This window comes from Arthrobacter endolithicus (assembly GCF_026627425.1).
Classification (GTDB): domain Bacteria; phylum Actinomycetota; class Actinomycetes; order Actinomycetales; family Micrococcaceae; genus Arthrobacter_M.
This window is the reverse complement of the sequence record NZ_JAPNLH010000002.1, coordinates 21,171-39,508: the sequence shown is the minus strand read 5'-3', so window position 1 is coordinate 39,508 and position 18,338 is coordinate 21,171. Positions and strand designations below refer to the sequence as shown.

Genomic DNA, 18,338 nt, shown 5'->3' with positions numbered 1-18,338 from the left:
CCGCCAGATTACTCAGCGGCGCCGTGAGCGCCCGCGGGACTGTACAGTCCCTGTTCAAGCTGGGAAACAAGCCACGGGCTGAAGGCGAATGGCGCCCCGGTGACGCTTTGCGCTAGCTTCGCCGGCTCCAGCCACGCCCATTCGCTGACTTCGCCTGGATGGGGATCGAGCTGTCCCTGGGGGTCGCCGGGATAGTCGGCCCGGTAGACGGGACAGATCTCGTTTTCGACGATCCCGGAAGCATCAACAGCCCGGTACCGGAAATCCGGCAGTACGGCCGTCGGTGCGGAGATTGTCATCCGGAGCTCCTCGTCCGCCCGTCGTCGGATGGCATCTTCCATGGATTCCCCCGGTGCGGGGTGGCCGCAGAAAGAGTTTGTCCATACCCCGGGCCAGGTCGGTTTTGTCAATGCCCTGCGTGTTACCAAGGTCCGACCGTAGCGGTCGAAAATATGGCAGGAAAAGGCCAGATGCAGGGGTGTGGTGCTGGTGTGGACGGTTCGCTTGTCCGCGACACCAACGTCGTTGCCCTCGTCATCCATCAGTCGGACCAGTTCGATACTGTGATTCATGTCTTGCGCTGCCCTTCTGCTTCTTCTCCCACCATAGCCGGAACAATCTCCCCTTTTGTGGCTGGCTCCCGGCTAGGACTTCCGAGCGAGAGAGTTGCCGCCAGGCCGACAACTAAGAATCCGGCGGCGGCAAACGCCGAATATTTCGTTCCATTAGAAAACGCCTCTTTCGCCGCCGCCGCGGCGGCCGTGGTCGCCGGTCTTGCCTCCAGGCCAGAGATGGCTGCACCGGAACTTTCGACCACCGCCGTGACCAACTGCCTGCGGTTGGCGTCGGGAATCTGCGCATCCCGCAGCGAATTATCCAACTGCGCGGATGCTGTGGTGAACAAAATGGTTCCCAAAACCGCTATCCCCAGAGCCGAGCCAATCTGGCGCGCCGTGCTTTGCGTCCCCGAGGCCTGCCCGCTTTTGGCCGGTGGGACGTCCTTGAGCACCACACCTGTCAGTTGTGCCGTAGCGAGACCTACCCCGAAACCGTAGACGAACAGAAAAGGGATGAGGATGCCCCAGCCCGTAGTGGGACCTATTACCACTCCCAAGCCAAATACTCCTGCGATTTCCGCAACGATTCCAACTCGGACAATTAGTACAGGTGCGACCCTATTGCCGAAGGCGCCAGCAAAGCCACTGGCCAGAAACGAACCTGCTGCGAGCGCCACCAAAATGAGACCGGTCTGCAGTGCAGAATAGCCCAGAACATTCTGCAGCCAGATTGGCAGGGATAAAACGATGCCGAACTCGCCGAGGCTGACAATCATCGCCGCAATATTGCCGTTGCGAAAGGACCGGATACTGAAAAGGCTGAAATCGAGCATGCTGCTGGCGCCGCACCTGTTCCGGGCCCGTCCCCAGACTATGAAGGCGATCCCGGAAACCAGCATCAAAGCGAATGCAAAAGGGACGGGGGAGAGGCTGAAAGACCATGACCAGCTGCCGATCTCCATCGGCTTCTTGACCCCCCACCAGCCGTAGTTCCGGCCTTCAATCAACCCGAAGACCAGGGTCGCGCTGGCCACTACGGACAACGCTGCGCCGACCCAGTCAACCCGGCCGGCCCCGGGATTCCTGGACTCCATCACAGTGAGAACCGCCCCGACGGTGATCAGAATTCCCAACGGGATGTTGATGCCAAATGCCCAGCGCCAAGAGTACGTGGTGGTTAGCCAGCCACCGAGCAGGGGGCCGACAGCGGTCATACCACCGATGGTTGAGCCCCACACAGCGAAGGCAATGGCGCGTTCTTTTCCCTGGAATGTTGCATTGATGATCGACAGGGTGGTGGGGAGCACCATGGCTCCGCCGATACCTTGAATGACGCGGGCACCAATCAACAGGTCACCGCTGGGGCTGAACGCAGCGAGCAGCGAAGACAATGCAAAGACCGCAACACCTAATGTCAGCAACCGACGGCGGCCGAAACGATCCGCGAGGTTTCCAAAGACCAGCAGCAGGGCCGCAAAGACTAGCGTGTAGGACTCCTGGACCCATTGGACTTGTGTCGAAGTAACAGACAGATCTTTCACTATCGAGGGAATCGCCACGTTGACGATGGTGGAATCAACGATTATCAGCGCTACCGCAAGGCTGACAAATACCAGGGCGAACCATCGGGTCCTCGATGATGTGCTCATGCCGCTACACCGCTGACAGCCGCACGACGGCGGACCTGCATTCCGTGACGACCTCGCATCCTCAGCACAACAGTCACGGAGCCCACGCAGGTGGCTGCTATTATCGCCGCACCGGCTGTCACGGCAGATGGGAGCTCACCACCCAGCCTCGACACCGCGACCCAGGCAAGACCCCAGATCAGCGTTGCTGCGGGGGCAAGCCTTCCCCTGCCTCCGGCCGCCAGCCCAATCCCGATAAGCCCCGCCACGGCAAGAACGAAGACTGCCCACCATTGTGGATCTAGGCCCGCGCCGGAAAAGCCGGAGCTGACCAGTAGTGCACTGACATTGGCCGCGGCAGCGATACAAACCCAGCCCAGGTACAGTCCCAGTGTGCCGTCGCAGACGGCGGCCTCAACCCGGGATTGGGGACGGGTTTGAACACAAATGGCGAAGATCCAGGCCAGCACGGCGACCAACACGAAGATCACCGCCACGCTCAGGGCGAGCTGGCCGGCCTGGATGGCAAAGATCCATGCCGCGTTCAGCAGCGCAGAAGCCGCAATGGGATAGCCCAATCGTCTTTGCCGTTCGTTGATCGCGCGTGCGGGCAGGATCTGCCAGCATGCGTAGGCAACTAATCCGGCGTAGATCACGCTCCAGACTCCGAAAGCGGGAACGGCCGGTGCAATCAGCGTGGCATCGGCGCCCAATGCTCCGCCGGCGGCTTGTGCTATGGGGGTTCCGCCGAGGGCGCCAGATCCGATGAAAGACCCCACAATAGCGAGTACCGTACTGAACATCACCACAGCTTTCCTCACGTTGTCCGCTTTGTTGCCGCCGTTGCTTGTACTTGTTCCGTCTGTACCTGTTCTGGTGGATGCCATGGGGTCACCTCCTTTTCCTAACCAATGATATTACTAGAAATGTGTACTATCAATATTTGTAGGAGTCTATGTTATGTTTGGTTCATGACAGACGGTCTTCGAGGCATGCAGGGATCCACGCAGCCGGGCGCGCAGGTCATCACCCGCGGGCCCGAAGCGTCGCGGCTTATGCGGATGATTCTTATTCTCAACCGCGAGGTCGAGAAGCAGCTTGGCAGGGAATTGACTGTCAACTCAACCGATCTGGACGTGATGCAGCACTTGATGCAGAGTGGGCCGCTTAGTCCCAGCACTTTGGCCAAGCGCCTGGGCATCAGCACGGCTGCCGTGACGGTGGCAATAGACCGACTGGTAAATCTGGGCCATGTGTCCCGCCAGCCGCATCCCACAGACAGGCGACGGTTGCTGGTGGTGCCGACTCCCGACTCGTCCCGCCGGGCAATGGAGAACTTGCTGCCCATGATCAGAGAGGTCGACGCGCTGATGAGCTTATACACGGAAGGCGAACAGAAAGCCATTACTGACTACCTCGCTAAAACAGTTGACATACTGGAACGCAAGATTGCCCGTTCCGCCTCGACAGCAGAAAACAGGTGATGTCCCATGCTCATCCCCGAAGTCAAGCTCCACGATGCCGGCGCTGTTCCCCTTCGCACCCCGGAGCGGGTGCCGGCCGCAGCCGCCCAGAGCAGCCGGCAGCTGGAGAATTACCTGCACCACGTTGAGTTGGCCCTGCGTGAGTTCTTCACTGCGTCCAAGCTGAGGGGGCAGGCGTTGACTCCCCGTTTTGCGCGGCTCTGGGAATCGCTTGAGGCCACTACGGATGGCGGGAAAAGGTTCCGTCCACGGCTGGTCTGGACCGCCTGCCAGGGCTTGGGCGGCGCGGACCTGTCAACGACGGCGTCGGTAGGTGCCGCATTCGAACTGCTGCATACCGCGCTGATCGTGCATGACGACGTCATCGACAGGGATTTTATCCGTCGTGGCCGGCCCAACTTGGCCGGGCTGTACCTGGCGCAGGCCCTGGACGCCGGACTGCCGGTGGCCGAGGCGGAGCATCGTGCCATGTCGGTCGGAGTCGTCGGCGGAGATGTTGCCCTAGTGAATGCGTATCGTCTGATTGATCACGCCGTTTCCGGGTCGGTTCGGGACCGGCTGCTGGAAATCATGGACGAAGCCGTCCTCGCCTCCGCTGCGGGCGAGTTGTTGGACATTGAATACTCCGTGTGCTCGGCCGGGCTGATGGTCGAAGATGTCATAGCGATGGACAGGCTGAAGACAGCTGTCTACTCCTTTGAGGCTCCGTTGAAGGCCGGTGCCGTCCTCGCCGGCGCCGGGCAGCAGACGATTGCTGCCATTGGTCAGGCCGGTCGAAGCATGGGGATTGCCTACCAGATTATCGACGACCTGCTGGGCGTCTTCGGTGATGAGGCAGGGACCGGCAAAAGCGCGCTGGGGGACGTCCGAGAGGGGAAGAGAACCGTGCTGATCAATCATGCCAGCAGAGCGCCGCAGTTCCCTGCCATAGCGGCCCACCTCGGCAACCCGGAATTAACTCCAGAAGATGCCGAGGAAGTCCGTTCCCTGCTGATTCTCTCCGGCTCCCGTGACTATGCGCAGCGGCTGGCCAGGAGTTTCGGCGACCAGGCACGCTCCAGGCTTCAACGTCCGGACATCCCCCAGCCGTTGCGCTTCGAACTTGAACAGATCGTATCTTCCGTACTCACCAGGACGAGGTAGCGAAGCATGGTCACCGCGAGCGCTGAATTTTATGACGAGGTGGCGGCCGCCGCTGCGAGCGTCGTGATCAGGCGGTATTCGACGTCGTTCGGGTTCGCATCGCGCCTGCTGGGGAAATCCATTCGTCAGCATGTGGAAAATGTCTACGCCCTGGTCCGCATTGCCGATGAGGTGGTGGACGGTGCGGCAGCGTTCACCGAAGGCGGTACCGCTGCAATTGCGCGGCAGCTGGATGTCCTCGAATCCGAGTGTATGCGCGCCATGGCCTGCGGCTACAGCACGAACCTTGTGGTGCACGCCTTTGCGTCCACGGCGAGAGCGTCCGGCTTCGGCATTGAGCTGACCGGCCCGTTTTTCCGCTCCATGCGGGCAGACCTGGCCCCCGTGCCGCTCACCGATGAGACCTTCAAGGACTATGTTTACGGTTCGGCAGAGGTCGTCGGGCTGATGTGCCTGAAGGTCTTCCTGATCGGACAGCCCGACGTGGATCAGCAATATGCTGCACTGGCGGAGGGTGCGCGCCGGCTAGGTGCTGCCTTTCAAAAAATCAATTTCCTGCGCGATCTCACGGCCGATTTCCACGAACTCAAACGCAGCTACTTTCCCGGAATCGACCCGATACACCTGACCGACAGCCAGAAGGACGCACTTCTGGACGACATTGATGCCGATCTGGGCGCCAGTGCCTGTGCAATATCCGCCCTGCCAGCGAGCAGCATTCGGGCGGTCCGGCTGGCGCATGCGCTGTTCACCGAGTTGTCCCTGCGCTCCCGCAATACTCCCGCCAAAACGTTACTGCTGTGCCGGGTGCGTGTTCCAGACCGGGTGAAAGTGCGCATCGCGGCATCGGTGATCCTCGGCTCACCGTTCGGAAAACCGGACGTCAGGGTCGGCGCATGACTGGGCCGGCGGACAAAACGGAAAAGCAGGGCAGAAGGAAGGAACACGGTGCGCGCCGCCGCGTTGTCGTCATCGGAGGCGGTATTTCCGGACTGGCGACGGCGGCACTGCTGGCCCGGAGCGGTCACCACGTTACGTTACTCGAACAGCAGGACGCGGTAGGCGGCCGTGCGGGACGGTGGGAGGAGGACGGCTTCGTCTTCGATACCGGTCCCTCCTGGTACCTTATGCCGGAGGTTTTCGACCACTACTTTTCGCTGCTCGGCACAACTGCCGCCGATCAACTTCGGCTGGTCAAGCTGAATCCGGCCTATCGGGTATTTTTTGAAAATGACCCGGTTCCCGTGGACGTGCCCGCTGGACGCCGCAACGTCGTCGACCTTTTTGAGAGCCTGGAACAGGGGGCCGGCGACAAGCTGGAGAAGTATCTGACGTCGGCCGAGCAGACCTACACGCTGGCGCTGCGGCACTTTCTTTACACATCGTTTCAGTCGTTCCGGACCTTTCTGCGTCCGGAGGTACTGCTGCGGTTGCCCAAGCTCGTCCGGCTGCTGCTCCAGCCTCTGGACAGTTTTGCCGCCAGTTACGTCCGGGATCCTCGACTGCGCCAGATTCTGGGGTATCCCGCCGTCTTCTTGGGTGCGTCGCCCTCTACAGCCCCGAGCATGTTTCACCTGATGAGCCACCTGGACCTGACCGACGGCGTGCTCTATCCAATGGGCGGGCTGTACGAGGTAATTAACTCCATTGAACAGTTGGCACGCGAGGAGGGCGTGCGCATCTGCACGGCCGCGACGGCAACGCAGATACTCACCTCCCCGTCGGGGCGCACCCGGTGCCCGGCGCGCGTCAGCGGTGTCCGCTATACCGCAGTCGACGGGCAAAGCCACGATCTGCCGGCAGACATCGTGGTGGGCGCGGCGGATCTGCATCACGTGGAAACGCAGCTGCTGCCCGAGCGCCTGCAGACCTATCCGCAGCGCTACTGGGACCGCCGGATCTCGGGCCCGGGAGCGGTCCTGATCTGCCTGGGCGTGGAGGGGCAACTGCCGCAGCTGCAGCACCACACCTTGTTGTTCAGTACCGATTGGACCGAGAATTTTAAGCGCATTTTCGGCGCCACGCCGTCGATTCCGGAGCCGCCGTCGCTCTATATCTGTAAACCCAGCGCGACAGATCCCTCGGTCAGTCCGGCCGGCACTGAAAACCTCTTCGTTCTGGTTCCGATCCCGGCTGACCCAACATTTGGTCACGGTGGGGTGGACGGGGCGGGGGAGCGCCGCGTCGAAGAGCTTGCGGACGCCGTCATTGCGCAGATTTCCGGCTGGGCGGGCATCGACGATCTCGCCGAGCGCATCCGCGTCCGGCGGACCTTCGGGCCCGGGGATTTTGTTTCCGACCTGAATTCCTGGCAGGGAGGTGCGCTCGGACCCGCGCACGTGCTGCGGCAAAGCGCATTTTTCCGTTCCGGGAACGTCAGTAAAAAAGTAGACGGACTTATTTACGCCGGCAGTTCCACCATCCCGGGCATCGGCCTGCCGATGTGTCTGATCAGTGCCGAAATTGCCCTGAAGCGGCTCAATGGGGACGTATCCAGCGGGCCGCTGCCGGAGCCGCTGGCACCAGATCCCCTGCAGCGCGGCAGTGTGGGAACCCGCTGATGGGTCTGCTCTACCTGGCCGGTTTAGTCCTCTCGCTGGCCGCTATGCTGGCACTGGATTGGCGACTGCGGCTGTTCCTGTTTCACAGCCCGTTCCGGGCCTCGCTGGTGCTGGTCTGCGGTCTCGTCTTCTTCCTGTCCTGGGACCTGGCAGGAATCGGGCTTGGCATCTTTTACCGTGCGGAGACCGCTATCATGACGGGTCTGCTGTTGGCACCGGATCTTCCCCTGGAGGAAGCGTTCTTCCTGACCTTTCTGTGCTATCTGACCATGGTGCTGTTCACCGCGTTGCTTCGATGGGCAGAATCAGGAAGCTTCCGGCCACCGGTGCGGCGCACGGTTGGCACCGGGAACACCACAAAGGGGGACCTCTGATGACGTACTGGGCCTTGAACGCGGTTTTTCTGCTGCCCGCAGCAGCCCTGGCACTGGGCATCGGGCTGCGCCTGCGGAGTCGACGGCGGCGCCGTTCCGTGAAAATGTGCGTGGCCGCGGCGGTAGCGTCCGCCGCGGTGCTGCTGGTGCTCACCGCGGTTTTTGATAATGTAATGATTTCCGCCGGGCTCTTTGGCTACAGCGCCGACAAAATTTCCGGCGCAATAATAGGGCGGATGCCTCTTGAAGACTTCGCTTACCCGTTGGGCGCGGTGCTGTTGCTGCCAGCGCTGTGGCTGTTTTTGGACCGACGGGTCAGCACAGTTGCAGGCGGTGAGGAAGTAGATGATTGAGCAGCGGGCAGCCGTTCGCCGGATGCGGACACTATTTATTTCCTCCCGACCGGTTTCCTGGGTCAATACTGCCTATCCGTTTGGTGTCGCCTACCTACTGGCCACCGGCAGGATCGACCTGACCGCCGTCGTCGGCATTGCGTACTTCCTGATTCCCTATAACCTGGCCATGTACGGCATCAACGACGTCTTCGATTATGAGTCCGATCTGCGTAATCCACGCAAAGGCGGCATCGAAGGCGCCGTGCTGGGACGAAGCATGCACCGCACCACTTTAGCGGCGGCAGCCATCACGAACCTACCCTTCCTGATCTACCTTTTCGCAGTCGGCAATCCGCTCTCCGCGGCAGTCCTCGTCGTCAGCGTCTTTGCCGTTCTCGCCTACAGCGCCCCCGGGTTGCGTTTCAAAGAGCGCCCCTTCCTGGACTCTGTCACCTCCAGCACCCACTTTGTCAGCCCGGCTGTCTTTGGACTAACGCTGGCACAGGCCACCTGGACCCCACAGCTGTGGTGTCTGCTGGGCGCCTTCTTCCTCTGGGGGGTGGCCAGCCACGCCTTTGGCGCCGTCCAGGACATCAGTGCAGACAAAGAAGCGTTCATCAGCTCCATCGCCACTGTGCTGGGCGGCAGGGCAACCGTGCGGCTGGCCGTATTCACATACCTCCTTGCCGGCGTGCTGATGCTTGGCACCAGATGGCCTGGTCCGCTTGCGGGCATCCTGGCGCTGCCTTACGCAGCTAATGCCGGTCGTTACTGGTTCATCAGCGAGGCAACCGCCGAGTCCGCGAACGGTGGCTGGAAACGCTTCCTGTGGATCAACTTTGGCACCGGATTTCTCGTCACGTTGCTGCTGATTTGGTACTCGCTGGCATGACCCGCCGCTGCCAGCGCTGCCAAGGAGGCTCAGCCACCCAGTGTGTGCGGAGGGTGTGGAACGCCCGCCGGAAACGCCGCCGGACCTGGGACCGGCCGTGCAGCGCGCGGGCTGACATGCCGACCCTTAGTCCTCCGATGTAGCGGATCCGGTAGTTCAGGCCCAGATGCAGGCTCAGGCAAATGTCATCATGCATTTCCGGGTCGCTCCGGTGAACCGTCGGAGAGTCCGCCGTCCAGCAGGAGCGCCGGATGGCGAGGTTGGATCCGAACAGTGGAAAGTGGGCCATCGCTGCGCCCACGGCCAGAAAGTATGAGCTCATGTAGAGGCGGGACAACAGAAATCCTTGGAACCGGGGCAGACCATAAAAAGAACCGGGGCCGGTGAGGGCGCCAAGGTCCGGATTCTGAAGGAACTCCAGTCCAATCCGCTGCAGCCAATCGGTCGGCAGCAGGCAGTCTGCATCGCAGCGGGCGATGATTTCCCCTACGGCCGCGTCGTAGCCCGCTGCCGCAGCCGCCGGTATTCCGGGCATCATTTCGGTAACCAGCCGCACGCCGTGACGCCGGGCCACCTCGGCGCTTTCGTCATCGCTGTTATTGTCCACCACAATGATCTCCAGGGGTGGATGCGTCTGCCTCCCCAGGGATGCCAGACACTTTGCCAACAGTTCGGCGTCATTGCGGCACGGAATAACCACTGAGATGGACGGCAGACCCGCCGCCTCATCGCCTCGTGCGGTCATCCCTTCAGCCAGCCTTTCCCACGTTCCACCGATAGGTCTCTCTCCATCGCCGTCCTCAGCGGTACCGCCGGCCCCGCATCGGGTATCCGAGAGCCATACGCGCCCGAGACCGCCCCCGTGGCGTGCAGCGCTGCCCGAAACTCTGGGAACCGCTGATGAATCCAACGGCTGACGAAGCTAACGATACGCAGTCCAACGGCTTGCCGAGATTACCACGGGGCGAACTCGGCGATGGACGCATTGAGACCGCCTGTGTCGTCGAAAATGACGATGCAGAGCCTTCCCAGCCTTCGCTTTCATGGTGAAAGTCCTGATTGTAGGGGCTGGGATCGTGGGCCCGACGGCAGCGTTCTGGCTGAATAGGTGTCCCAGCTGCGGCGACGTAGGTTCGTGATGACTGAAGCAAGGGCGGTTAATCGCGAGGGCCGCCGGGTGGCTTCGTTCAAGCCGGAGGTCATCATGGAGTCGGTAAAGTGCTATTTGAGCCTCGCTCGCTCTGACCTGTCGGCGCTGATCGCCGTCGTGCTGGGAATGGGGGAGGCGATGGCTGTCTGACTCATGTCCGAGCCACCTGATGATGCCGCATTGGCGGAATTGATCGGTGCCCTCATCAGCATGATCCGAGGAGCGGTCAGCTGTCATTCGGGTGCGGGGCCGTTGAGCCCCCGCAGTCGCTTCGGGCTGGGATAGGCGTTGCGCATGTGGTCGCTTGTGAGGAAGTCGGCGATGCCGATCATGAGGACGGCAAAGATGATCTGCTCCACCACCATCCAATACGGGTACAGACCCGGGATGGTGGCCACCACCAGAGTGATGACCGGGAAGATCTGGCTAAAGAGCCGCAGCCGCTGATAGCCCCAGTAATACCCCCTTTCTGCGCGCCAAGCGAAGAAGAACAGGGTCAGTGTCATGCACAGCACGACGACGCCGCGGAACCACACTGCGAACCCCACCGGAGTGCCGCGCACTTGAAGAATCAGGGCGGTGACGATGGCGCTGAGCCCCACCATGACTTCAAGGACGAGGATCCAGTTGACCCAATGGAAGGCGCTGCGTGTGCGCGGATGCACCCGCATTTCTTCCTCGATCAGGTAATGGCCGTTGCGTCCGCCGGCCAGTTTGTCGACGTCCAGTCCGAACACAGTCAGGGGTCTCATGGGAACAGCGTACGGTGCCGGTCGTTGCTGTCCGGCAGGTCCCGCCGTGGCTACGGGGCCATGTCGGGGCTGACTGGAACGAGCCCGATGGCGTTTCGTCGGTGGATATTCCGGGACGTCCGGTCAAAGCCCTTGGCGTCGAGGTTGTTCCCCAAGCGGTAGGCGGCCAGGGCCTGGTCATACAGCCCATTGAGGCGGGCTCCGGAAAATTGTCTCTGCGTGCCGTCAGTGAAGGTGACGACGATGGACATCTTGTTGGGAAAGTGCCGGCTCATGTGGATGAAGCCGGCCGAGTCCTGCCTGAGGTTGAGCACGCGGTTTGCCGCCTTTACGTGGAGAACTTCAAGTGTCCCGCATTTGGGAGCAGGGTGCCGTGCTGTTGTTCGGGACGCCTATACTTCAGATCATGTCGGACGAACGTTGTGTGCTGGTGGCCGAGGATGACGTTGGGCTGGCCTCGATGCTGCAGGAACTTCTTGAAAGCGAAGGGTATTCGGTGGCGGTAGTGCACGATGGCCAGCGTGCCCTGCACGAGGGATTGAGCCGGCGCTTCGACGTCCTGATGTTGGACCGCGGGCTACCGGCGATCGACGGACTGGATGTCCTGGGGAGGCTGCGGGCCAAGGGGGTCACCACACCGGCGCTGATCCTTTCGGCACTGAGCAACCCTGCGGACAGGGTCGAAGGGTTGGACCGGGGTGCCGAGGATTATTTAGGCAAGCCATTTGACATCGACGAGCTGCTCGCCCGACTGAGGTCCTTGCTGCGCAGGCATGCAGCATTCTCGGACACGGTGCGCCTGCCCTGCGGATTGCTGGAGGGCACGAGCCGGACCGTCACGCTGGACGGGGGAGACGTCGTCGTGCTCTCCGAACGGGAAAGCGAATTGCTGCTGCATCTGGCGCGCCGGCCGCGGCAGATTTTTACCCGCGATGCCCTGATTGACAGTGTCTTCACCGAAGCCGACGACGAAGGCGTGGTTGATACCTATGTGCACTACCTGCGCAAAAAGTTGGGGAAGCCCGTGGTGATGACGGTGCGGGGCGTGGGATACCGTCTGGGGCCCATAGCTTGACCCCCCGGGACACCTCTGAGCTTAGGCGCGCCGTGCGTCGGCTCGCCGTGCAACTCACGGCCATGATCGTCGTTCTTTTCGTCCTGGTCGGCACTCTCGTCTACTCAATTGTGGCGGCCGGTGTTCAGGAGTCAGCCACCAGGTCGTTGGCAGATGCAATGCATATCGACTCACCCTCCGATGCACCATTGGGGGTCTTCGTAGCAATCAGCACGGGAGGGAACGTGCTGCGCTCGCGGGAGGAGCCGGCTGGGTTGCCCGACATCGCGGCGATCCAGCGGGTGGCCCAGACGCAGCAGGAGGAGCAGGAAAACGTCACGAACGGTGGCAGGTCCTACACTATTTTGACCACCTACCGGGACGGCAGGGTCATCCAAGCAGCCGTTGACCGCCATGAAGGCCAGGAAGAGCTCACCCGGTTGCTGCTGGCCATGACTATCGCCGCTGTCGTCTCGGCTGTGCTGGCTGCGGGCCTCTCCGTCCTGATGGCCCGTCGGGCGATGCGGCCGATGGCTGAGAGCCTGGCATTGCAGCGCCGGTTCGTCGCGGACGCCAGCCATGAATTACGGACCCCGCTGACGCTGATCAGCACCCGCGCCCAGCTTTTGCACCGAAAGTTGGACGGGGACGGGACCAAGCCGTGCCAGAATGACGTGACGGCCGCGGTGGCCAAGCTGGTCGAGGACTCAAGGAGGCTCACCGGGATCCTGGATGACCTTCTCCTTTCGGCGGATCCACGTGAGACGGTGACCTACACCGTGGTCGACCTTGTCAGCCTGGCCCGGCAGGCAGTGTCCCAGGCCGGGCCGGAAGCCCAACAACGAACCATCCGGCTCACGCGTTCCGGTTCCGCCGAAACGGTCAGCGTCCGCGGCTCGGATGTGGCATTGCAGCGCGTCTTCACCGCGTTGCTCGCCAACGCCCTTGACCACGCCGAAACCAGCGTTGAGGTTGCGGTGGCCCGGCAGGGGGGCGATGCCGTCATCCGTGTCATCGACGACGGGCCCGGCTTTGACTCCGAAACCTCCGCACGGGTGTTCGAGCGTTTTGCATCGGTCAGGCCCGTCGCGAGTGACCCAGGCATGGCGCGCCACTACGGACTCGGACTGGCCCTGGTCGCGGAGATTGTTGCACGGCACAACGGCACGATCGCGGTGGAACGCGCTGCGAGGGGAGGGGGCGCCAGCGTCAACGTGACGTTGACGCTGGCCGAACAATGAAGCCAGCGCCCAGCGCCGTCTAAGAAAGCGCAAAGAAACTGCGCGCATGATGAATGTAGACAGTTCGTCATTGCGAAGACAGGAGAGGACCATGGGCACACAAATCAGCGGCAGGCAGTGGGCCGCTCGCATCACCACGGCAGTCACGGCTGGAAGCTTGGCCACAGCCGGCATCGCCGCGGTGGCGGTTGATATGGCCACAACGAGCCACGCGGCCGCGACGACCTCCGTCACCAGCCAGGACGGCGGGTCGTCGCAGAATCCGGACGGGGGCCAGGGCGCCGGCGATTCCGTCGGCGGCGCGGTCCAGCCCGGCACAGGCCAGACCGTCCATGGCCGCTCCTCGGGGTCCTGAGATGACAGGGGACGCTGCGTGGACGGTATGGGGGTTAGACGCATCCATCGCCGTCACCGATTCCTCCCTCACCGGCAAGGCAAGCAGCCTGGTCCGTGCCGTGCTTGCTGACGTCGATGCCGCTTGCAGCCGGTTCCGCGCGGATTCCGAATTGGCCCGGATCCAGCCGGATCTCCCTGCCGGGGCCCAAATCAGCCCCTGGTTGGCAGTGCTGATCGCGGGCGCACTTGACGCGGCACGTTGGAGCGGCGGTGACGTGGACCCGACTCTCGGCAATGAGCTCGACGCCCTCGGCTACGATCGCGACATCGCCGTGGTGCGGCTCCGGCCATCCGGCCCAGACACGCCGGGTGCTCGGCCGGCGCCCCGCGGGACCGGATGGTCCCGGGTGCACCTCGAAGACGACGTCCTGACGGTGCCTGACGGCCTTCGACTGGACCTGGGGGCAAGCGCCAAAGCTGTCGCTGCCGACCATGCCGCGGCCCTCGTATCTGCCGAACTGGGATGTGGGGTGTTGGTCTGCCTGGGCGGTGACATTGCCACGGCGGGCCCGGCACCGGAGGGCGGCTGGCAGGTCCTCGTCCAGGACCTCCCCGATGACCCCGCGCAGCAGGTCACCGTGGCTGCTGGTTATGCCATGGCCACCTCGAGTACCCAAAAACGCCGTTGGCAGCACGCGGGCCGATCCGTCCACCATATTCTTGACCCCCGCTTCGGGTTCCCTGCCGAACCCGTCTGGCGGTCCGTCACGGTGGCGGAGCGCTCCTGTCTGCGGGCCAATGCGTACAGCACCGCCGGCGTGGTCCGTGGCTTCGCTGCCGTGGACTGGTTCCGGCGCAGTGGCGTTGCGGCACGCCTTGTCGACCAGCAGGGAAGGGTTGTCACCACCGGCGGCTGGCCCAGGGAAGAACGCCGGGGGACCATGGCCCAGGCGGGAGCGCAATCCCATGGATAATGCGCTATGGGCCTTTGGCCGGGTGAGTGGCATCATTTCCCTCGTTTTGTTCACGGGTACCGTCCTCGTGGGGGTCTTGGCCCGTTCCGGCAGGCCGCTGCTGGTCGTTCCCCGGTTCTCGGTCACCCTGATCCATCGCAATATCGCCTTGCTGGCCACGGCGTTTCTTGTCCTCCATGTCGGCTCCCTGCTGCTGGACTCCTACGCGAAACTGAACGTGACCGACGTCGTCGTGCCGTTCTTGGGAGCATTCAGGCCGTTCTGGCAGGGACTGGGCACCGTGGCTTTTGACCTGGTGCTGGCTGTCGTTGTCACTAGTCTCCTTCGGCACCGCATCGGACCGCGGACCTTTCGAGCGGTGCACTGGTTCACCTACGCGATGTGGCCCATCGCACTGGCCCATGCGATCGGCAACGGTACGAACGGAACCAGCAGGTGGTTCCTTCTGCTGGCCGCCGGTTCCGCTGCAGTCGTCGTTGGTGCGCTCGCGTGGCGTGTCTCGGCCAACTTTTTGGAAACCGCCAAAACCCGCCAAGGAGGCCTGCTATGACACCCGTGACCGCCGAGATGCCCATGGTCGTGGATCGCCAGGGCCCCTCCGGCACGCACCGCCTGTTTGCCGCCGGAAACGATGCCGGGCTTGCCGAGCATGTCCAAACTTTTGGCGCGTTGCCCTCGCACGGCGTCGACGCGCGCCTCATCGACGTTGTGGAAGCCTCCGGGTTGACCGGACGCGGGGGGGCGGCTTTCGCCTCATGGCGAAAGATCGCCGCCACGGTGGATGCCCGTTCCGGAGCACCCCTTGCACGCAAGCCGGTGGTGATCGCCAATGGTGCCGAGGGTGAGCCGCTGAGTTTCAAAGACAAGGCGCTGCTGGCCCACGCCCCCCACCTGGTGATCGACGGACTGCTCACGGCAGCGCGGGCAGTCTCCGGCGGCCAACTGTTCATCTACGCGACAGACGCCGGCCTTCCCGCCGTGGAGCGGGCCTTGGCGCAACGCCATGACTCCCGCAGTGTCCGCCTGGTGGCAGCTCCCGAAACGTTCATCTCCGGCGAGGCCAGTGCCGTTGTGAACGGCATTGCCAACGGCCCCGCGCTGCCGACAGACCACCGGAGACGGCTCAGCGAGTCGGGGTTTAAGGGCCGTCCCACGTTGGTGTTGAACGTGGAAACGCTCGCCCACATGGCACTGATCGCCCGCTACGGCTCCGCTTGGTTCCGCACCGAGGGGTCGGACAGGGATCCCGGCACCAGGCTGGTTTCCGTCTCGGGGCCGGCCGGCGATCGTCTTCTTGAAGTGGCCGGTGATGCGGGCCTGGGCGATGTGCTCTCAAGCGCCGATATTGATACTTCGAGCATCCAGGCCGTTTTGGTCGGCGGGTATCACGGGCGCTGGGTCCGGCCGATGGACTACCGGCTGTCCCCAACGGGGCCGGCTAGCCATACGGTCAGGCCAGGTGCCGGCGTGGTCCATGCACTCCCGGACTCAGTGTGCGGTTTAGAGACCACGGCACAGATTGTCGGGTATCTGGCCAACGAGTCGGCCAAGCAATGTGGCCCATGCATGTTTGGCCTTCCCGCCATGGCGCGCGTCTTGAACTCGCTTGCCTACGGCGGCCGCGATCCGCAGCTGGTTCGCGAATTGGGAAGGCTCAGCCGAATGGTCACGGGCCGCGGTGCGTGCCACCATCCGGATGGCACGGCACAACTGGTGGGCAGCGCTCTTGAGGCATTTTCCGCGGAGGTAGCTGCGCACCTGGCCGGGACGTGTTCGAAGAGAATGGGGCGACGGTCATGAGCGAGACACTGCACATTGACTGGACAAGATGCGATGGGCGCGGGCTGTGCACCGAGCTCCTGCCCACTTTGTTGGACCGCGACGACTGGGGATATCCGCTCGCGAAGCGGGCAACCAACGGCGACCGCAGCAACGTGGCCGTCCGTCCCGCCCACTCCGAAGCGGCACGGGAGGCCGTTCATCTGTGCCCAAAGATGGCTCTCAGCCTCGCCAATCAAGTCGCTGGCTTCGGGCAGTAGGCGTGTACTGGAGTGCCGGGAAACATCGCGGCTGCTTCCCGGCACTCCCGCTGGTCACCGGTTCCGGTAATAGTCCTTCCAGATCAATCGGTGAACGGGTATTTTCCGTGGCACCGATCGCAAGCCGGGGATGAACGGGAGCAGGGTCAGCAACAGGGAGAGTCCCACCATGACGGCGACCACAAGGATGTCCGCGTTGGGGGAGGAGTTGAACGGCGGGATCTGGTAGAACAACGAGAAGAGCCACAGCCAGGATTGGCCCGGGGTGTTGCCTGTTTCGTTCATCACGCCCCATTGATCGCCGGTCAGGTGCGCCGCGTCGGCCAGGCCGGCAAAGTAAGTGCCGTCGCCCAGGAACAGGATCGTGGGCGTGTAGTTCAGGTTGTAGGGCTGGCCGCCGCTCTGCAGGACGCCGTCGAGGTTTCCGCTTCCAGCCATGGTCAGCAACGCGCCAGTCAGGGCCGGGACAGGCCCGTAGTCGCCGGGCGCCACGTGGGCCGGGTCGCCATTGGTGACGGCCGCCAGGGCGGTCGCGTAGTCGCTAGTCCATTTTGTCTGCTCTTGGGCGGTGGCGGCGCTCCAGATGGCCAGTGCCGGTGGTGGGGTGGGCAGCGTTTTAAGCGGAGTGAGAACGAAGTCGTTGGCGGTGTCAATGGGGATGCGCACTCCGGATAGGGCCTGCAGGTCGATGAACCCGAGTTTCTGGGTGGCATCGGGCGTCGCGCTGTAGGGCTGGCCATAGGCGGCCGTGTCGCTGGTTCCGCCGAGTTCTGCTGTTGCCGTAGCGATAAAGTCCGACGGCGCCACGGTCGCCCATGATTTCAGCGTCACCCCCGGATCGTCAGGCGAACTGAAGACGGCCGAAAGTCCCACCACGAGCAGACCGACGACGACCACACCAATGACGAGCTCCTTGAACAGGTCGTAGTCCCTCACACGTCCGCGCCAGGGCCTGCCGGCGATATTGTCGCCTCTGCGCCACGACATCGGCGACGGGGCCTTACTCATGGTCGATTCGCCCCCGGGCTAGTTTCGGCGGGGTGGTCTCGCGCAGCTGTGCGTCGGTCTCGGCCGCGTCCAGCGGCGGGACCACCCCGTGCGCGCGGACGAGCAGCACATGCAACGCGACGACAGCGCCAACGGCCAGCGGGAGTAAGGTGATGTGCCACATGAAGATTTGCCCCACGTTGGCGACGTTGAACCACGCCCCGACCCCGACGGCGTTCAAGGCGTCCTTGGCCTGGAAGGCAATCCATTGGGAATCAAAATTCGTCTGCAAAAGATAGCCGGTGAACGCCGTGACAACGGAGACGAGAAATGACACCATGCCGGTGATCCAGGTGAGAATCCGGCCGCCACGCCATGCGGCCATCCAGAATTTGATCCAGAGGTGGACGACGAGGAACATGAAGAACAGTTCAACGCTCCACAGGTGCATGCTGTTGACGAAGTGGCCAAAAGAGGACACGTGATACCACTGGGGTCCGTTGAGGGCGAGCACGAAACCTGAGGCGATCACGAAGACGAGCCCGGCGACGGCGCCCATCCCGAACACGTACGCCCAGGATGCGACGTAGCTTGGCTGGTCCTCCGGCAGCAATTTGTCCGGCGGGAGGTGGTTGAGGAACCAGCCGCGCGATTTTCCCGTCCAAGTGTGAGCGCTTGTCCCTGCTACGTCTGGGTCCGTGGCTGGGGTCGGCTCTTTGACTGTGCTCATTTTCGGCTCTTTCCACCGGGAAACGGCAGTACTAAAGCCAAGATGAAAAGGACGAGCATCACGACGATGACGATCAAGTTACCCAACTGGATGGATACGGC

Annotated in this window: 23 protein-coding genes; 15 read left to right on the top strand and 8 right to left on the bottom strand. The window is 62.9% G+C overall.

From position 1 onward, the window contains the following. Nucleotides 1-8: 8 nt before the first annotated feature. The 3 genes from idi to OS914_RS02010 are packed head-to-tail and all read right to left on the bottom strand — an operon-like array spanning nt 9 to nt 2,988. The gene (idi, locus tag OS914_RS02020) at nt 9-572 is read right to left on the bottom strand and encodes an isopentenyl-diphosphate Delta-isomerase (protein WP_267544401.1); all 564 of its coding nucleotides are present in this window, start codon (nt 570-572) and stop codon (nt 9-11) included. Beyond that, the gene (locus OS914_RS02015) at nt 569-2,206 is read right to left on the bottom strand and encodes a DHA2 family efflux MFS transporter permease subunit (protein WP_267544400.1); all 1,638 of its coding nucleotides are present in this window, start codon (nt 2,204-2,206) and stop codon (nt 569-571) included. Before OS914_RS02015 ends, idi begins: the two co-directional genes overlap by 4 nt. Continuing rightward, nucleotides 2,203-2,988, bottom strand: coding sequence for a tryptophan-rich sensory protein (locus OS914_RS02010; protein WP_267544614.1), 786 nt, complete (start codon nt 2,986-2,988; stop codon nt 2,203-2,205). The genes OS914_RS02015 and OS914_RS02010 overlap by 4 nt, the downstream gene beginning before the upstream one ends. Nucleotides 2,989-3,177: 189 nt before the next feature. Here OS914_RS02010 and OS914_RS02005 point away from each other — a divergent pair, with 189 nt between their 5' ends. From OS914_RS02005 to OS914_RS01975, 7 genes are read left to right on the top strand one after another with little or no spacing between them, the layout of a single operon-like run. Beyond that, nucleotides 3,178-3,669 (top strand): MarR family winged helix-turn-helix transcriptional regulator, encoded by a 492-nt coding sequence (locus OS914_RS02005; protein ID WP_267544399.1) that lies wholly within the window; start codon nt 3,178-3,180, stop codon nt 3,667-3,669. A 6-nt stretch (nt 3,670-3,675) separates the two neighbouring features. Next, nucleotides 3,676-4,812 (top strand): polyprenyl synthetase family protein, encoded by a 1,137-nt coding sequence (locus tag OS914_RS02000; protein WP_267544398.1) that lies wholly within the window; start codon nt 3,676-3,678, stop codon nt 4,810-4,812. Nucleotides 4,813-4,818: 6 nt separating this feature from the next. Beyond that, nucleotides 4,819-5,712, top strand: a complete 894-nt coding sequence (locus tag OS914_RS01995; RefSeq protein WP_267544397.1) for a phytoene/squalene synthase family protein — start codon at nt 4,819-4,821, stop codon at nt 5,710-5,712. Then, the gene (crtI, locus tag OS914_RS01990) at nt 5,709-7,373 is read left to right on the top strand and encodes a phytoene desaturase family protein (RefSeq protein WP_267544396.1); all 1,665 of its coding nucleotides are present in this window, start codon (nt 5,709-5,711) and stop codon (nt 7,371-7,373) included. The genes OS914_RS01995 and crtI overlap by 4 nt, the downstream gene beginning before the upstream one ends. Continuing rightward, nucleotides 7,373-7,747 (top strand): lycopene cyclase domain-containing protein, encoded by a 375-nt coding sequence (locus OS914_RS01985; RefSeq protein WP_267544395.1) that lies wholly within the window; start codon nt 7,373-7,375, stop codon nt 7,745-7,747. Before crtI ends, OS914_RS01985 begins: the two co-directional genes overlap by 1 nt. After that, nucleotides 7,747-8,100, top strand: a complete 354-nt coding sequence (locus OS914_RS01980) for a lycopene cyclase domain-containing protein (protein WP_267544394.1) — start codon at nt 7,747-7,749, stop codon at nt 8,098-8,100. The genes OS914_RS01985 and OS914_RS01980 overlap by 1 nt, the downstream gene beginning before the upstream one ends. Further along, a complete protein-coding gene (locus tag OS914_RS01975; protein WP_267544393.1) occupies nt 8,093-8,974 on the top strand; it encodes a prenyltransferase in 882 nt (293 codons plus the stop codon). The genes OS914_RS01980 and OS914_RS01975 overlap by 8 nt, the downstream gene beginning before the upstream one ends. Here the strand turns inward: OS914_RS01975 and OS914_RS01970 are convergent. After that, nucleotides 8,940-9,719, bottom strand: coding sequence for a glycosyltransferase family 2 protein (locus tag OS914_RS01970; protein WP_267544392.1), 780 nt, complete (start codon nt 9,717-9,719; stop codon nt 8,940-8,942). The two genes, OS914_RS01975 and OS914_RS01970, sit on opposite strands and share 35 nt — an antisense overlap. Before the next feature lie 393 nt (nt 9,720-10,112). Between OS914_RS01970 and OS914_RS01965 the strand changes: the two genes are divergently transcribed. Continuing rightward, nucleotides 10,113-10,274, top strand: a complete 162-nt coding sequence (locus OS914_RS01965; protein WP_267544391.1) for a hypothetical protein — start codon at nt 10,113-10,115, stop codon at nt 10,272-10,274. 83 nt (nt 10,275-10,357) lie between these two features. Here the strand turns inward: OS914_RS01965 and OS914_RS01960 are convergent, their stop codons facing one another. Both OS914_RS01960 and OS914_RS01955 read right to left on the bottom strand, forming a co-directional pair. Then, complete coding sequence (locus tag OS914_RS01960; protein ID WP_267544390.1) at nt 10,358-10,876, bottom strand: hypothetical protein; 519 nt, start codon at nt 10,874-10,876, stop codon at nt 10,358-10,360. A gap of 50 nt (nt 10,877-10,926) precedes the next feature. Continuing rightward, nucleotides 10,927-11,190: a hypothetical protein gene (locus OS914_RS01955; protein WP_267544389.1), complete on the bottom strand. Its 264-nt coding sequence runs from the start codon at nt 11,188-11,190 to the stop codon at nt 10,927-10,929. A 92-nt stretch (nt 11,191-11,282) separates the two neighbouring features. Between OS914_RS01955 and OS914_RS01950 the strand changes: the two genes are divergently transcribed. The 7 genes from OS914_RS01950 to OS914_RS01920 all read left to right on the top strand — a co-directional run bounded on the left by OS914_RS01950 (nt 11,283) and on the right by OS914_RS01920 (nt 16,520). After that, nucleotides 11,283-11,951 (top strand): response regulator transcription factor, encoded by a 669-nt coding sequence (locus OS914_RS01950; protein WP_267544388.1) that lies wholly within the window; start codon nt 11,283-11,285, stop codon nt 11,949-11,951. A gap of 32 nt (nt 11,952-11,983) precedes the next feature. Then, entirely contained in the window at nt 11,984-13,171 is a 1,188-nt protein-coding gene (locus OS914_RS01945; protein WP_267544387.1) for a sensor histidine kinase, read from the top strand. A gap of 91 nt (nt 13,172-13,262) precedes the next feature. Beyond that, nucleotides 13,263-13,526, top strand: coding sequence for a hypothetical protein (locus OS914_RS01940; RefSeq protein ID WP_267544386.1), 264 nt, complete (start codon nt 13,263-13,265; stop codon nt 13,524-13,526). Between the two features lies 1 nt (nt 13,527). After that, nucleotides 13,528-14,481 (top strand): FAD:protein FMN transferase, encoded by a 954-nt coding sequence (locus OS914_RS01935; RefSeq protein ID WP_267544385.1) that lies wholly within the window; start codon nt 13,528-13,530, stop codon nt 14,479-14,481. Next, entirely contained in the window at nt 14,474-15,031 is a 558-nt protein-coding gene (locus OS914_RS01930; RefSeq protein WP_267544384.1) for a ferric reductase-like transmembrane domain-containing protein, read from the top strand. Before OS914_RS01935 ends, OS914_RS01930 begins: the two co-directional genes overlap by 8 nt. Beyond that, entirely contained in the window at nt 15,028-16,281 is a 1,254-nt protein-coding gene (locus OS914_RS01925; RefSeq protein ID WP_267544383.1) for an NADH-ubiquinone oxidoreductase-F iron-sulfur binding region domain-containing protein, read from the top strand. Before OS914_RS01930 ends, OS914_RS01925 begins: the two co-directional genes overlap by 4 nt. Beyond that, the gene (locus OS914_RS01920; RefSeq protein ID WP_267544382.1) at nt 16,278-16,520 is read left to right on the top strand and encodes a ferredoxin; all 243 of its coding nucleotides are present in this window, start codon (nt 16,278-16,280) and stop codon (nt 16,518-16,520) included. The genes OS914_RS01925 and OS914_RS01920 overlap by 4 nt, the downstream gene beginning before the upstream one ends. A gap of 54 nt (nt 16,521-16,574) precedes the next feature. Here OS914_RS01920 and OS914_RS01915 read toward each other — a convergent pair whose 3' ends face one another. Further along, entirely contained in the window at nt 16,575-17,528 is a 954-nt protein-coding gene (locus OS914_RS01915) for a hypothetical protein (RefSeq protein WP_267544381.1), read from the bottom strand. Next, nucleotides 17,521-18,237: a cytochrome b N-terminal domain-containing protein gene (locus OS914_RS01910; protein ID WP_267544380.1), complete on the bottom strand. Its 717-nt coding sequence runs from the start codon at nt 18,235-18,237 to the stop codon at nt 17,521-17,523. Before OS914_RS01910 ends, OS914_RS01915 begins: the two co-directional genes overlap by 8 nt. Nucleotides 18,238-18,338: the final 101 nt, after the last annotated feature.

What these genes read in the sequence shown, in the direction of transcription:
- OS914_RS02000 (WP_267544398.1), top strand. Translation starts at nt 3,676, where the DNA reads ATGCTCATCCCCGAAGTCAAGCTCCACGATGCCGGCGCTGTTCCCCTT.
- OS914_RS01965 (WP_267544391.1), top strand. Translation starts at nt 10,113, where the DNA reads ATGACTGAAGCAAGGGCGGTTAATCGCGAGGGCCGCCGGGTGGCTTCG.
- crtI (WP_267544396.1), top strand. Translation starts at nt 5,709, where the DNA reads ATGACTGGGCCGGCGGACAAAACGGAAAAGCAGGGCAGAAGGAAGGAA.
- OS914_RS01970 (WP_267544392.1), bottom strand. Translation starts at nt 9,719, where the DNA reads ATGACCGCACGAGGCGATGAGGCGGCGGGTCTGCCGTCCATCTCAGTG.
- OS914_RS01985 (WP_267544395.1), top strand. Translation starts at nt 7,373, where the DNA reads ATGGGTCTGCTCTACCTGGCCGGTTTAGTCCTCTCGCTGGCCGCTATG.
- OS914_RS01930 (WP_267544384.1), top strand. Translation starts at nt 14,474, where the DNA reads ATGGATAATGCGCTATGGGCCTTTGGCCGGGTGAGTGGCATCATTTCC.
- OS914_RS01995 (WP_267544397.1), top strand. Translation starts at nt 4,819, where the DNA reads ATGGTCACCGCGAGCGCTGAATTTTATGACGAGGTGGCGGCCGCCGCT.
- OS914_RS01950 (WP_267544388.1), top strand. Translation starts at nt 11,283, where the DNA reads ATGTCGGACGAACGTTGTGTGCTGGTGGCCGAGGATGACGTTGGGCTG.
- idi (WP_267544401.1), bottom strand. Translation starts at nt 572, where the DNA reads ATGAATCACAGTATCGAACTGGTCCGACTGATGGATGACGAGGGCAAC.
- OS914_RS01910 (WP_267544380.1), bottom strand. Translation starts at nt 18,237, where the DNA reads ATGAGCACAGTCAAAGAGCCGACCCCAGCCACGGACCCAGACGTAGCA.
- OS914_RS02005 (WP_267544399.1), top strand. Translation starts at nt 3,178, where the DNA reads ATGCAGGGATCCACGCAGCCGGGCGCGCAGGTCATCACCCGCGGGCCC.
- OS914_RS01915 (WP_267544381.1), bottom strand. Translation starts at nt 17,528, where the DNA reads ATGAGTAAGGCCCCGTCGCCGATGTCGTGGCGCAGAGGCGACAATATC.
- OS914_RS02015 (WP_267544400.1), bottom strand. Translation starts at nt 2,206, where the DNA reads ATGAGCACATCATCGAGGACCCGATGGTTCGCCCTGGTATTTGTCAGC.
- OS914_RS02010 (WP_267544614.1), bottom strand. Translation starts at nt 2,988, where the DNA reads ATGTTCAGTACGGTACTCGCTATTGTGGGGTCTTTCATCGGATCTGGC.
- OS914_RS01940 (WP_267544386.1), top strand. Translation starts at nt 13,263, where the DNA reads ATGGGCACACAAATCAGCGGCAGGCAGTGGGCCGCTCGCATCACCACG.
- OS914_RS01960 (WP_267544390.1), bottom strand. Translation starts at nt 10,876, where the DNA reads ATGAGACCCCTGACTGTGTTCGGACTGGACGTCGACAAACTGGCCGGC.
- OS914_RS01935 (WP_267544385.1), top strand. Translation starts at nt 13,528, where the DNA reads ATGACAGGGGACGCTGCGTGGACGGTATGGGGGTTAGACGCATCCATC.
- OS914_RS01975 (WP_267544393.1), top strand. Translation starts at nt 8,093, where the DNA reads ATGATTGAGCAGCGGGCAGCCGTTCGCCGGATGCGGACACTATTTATT.
- OS914_RS01980 (WP_267544394.1), top strand. Translation starts at nt 7,747, where the DNA reads ATGACGTACTGGGCCTTGAACGCGGTTTTTCTGCTGCCCGCAGCAGCC.
- OS914_RS01920 (WP_267544382.1), top strand. Translation starts at nt 16,278, where the DNA reads ATGAGCGAGACACTGCACATTGACTGGACAAGATGCGATGGGCGCGGG.
- OS914_RS01925 (WP_267544383.1), top strand. Translation starts at nt 15,028, where the DNA reads ATGACACCCGTGACCGCCGAGATGCCCATGGTCGTGGATCGCCAGGGC.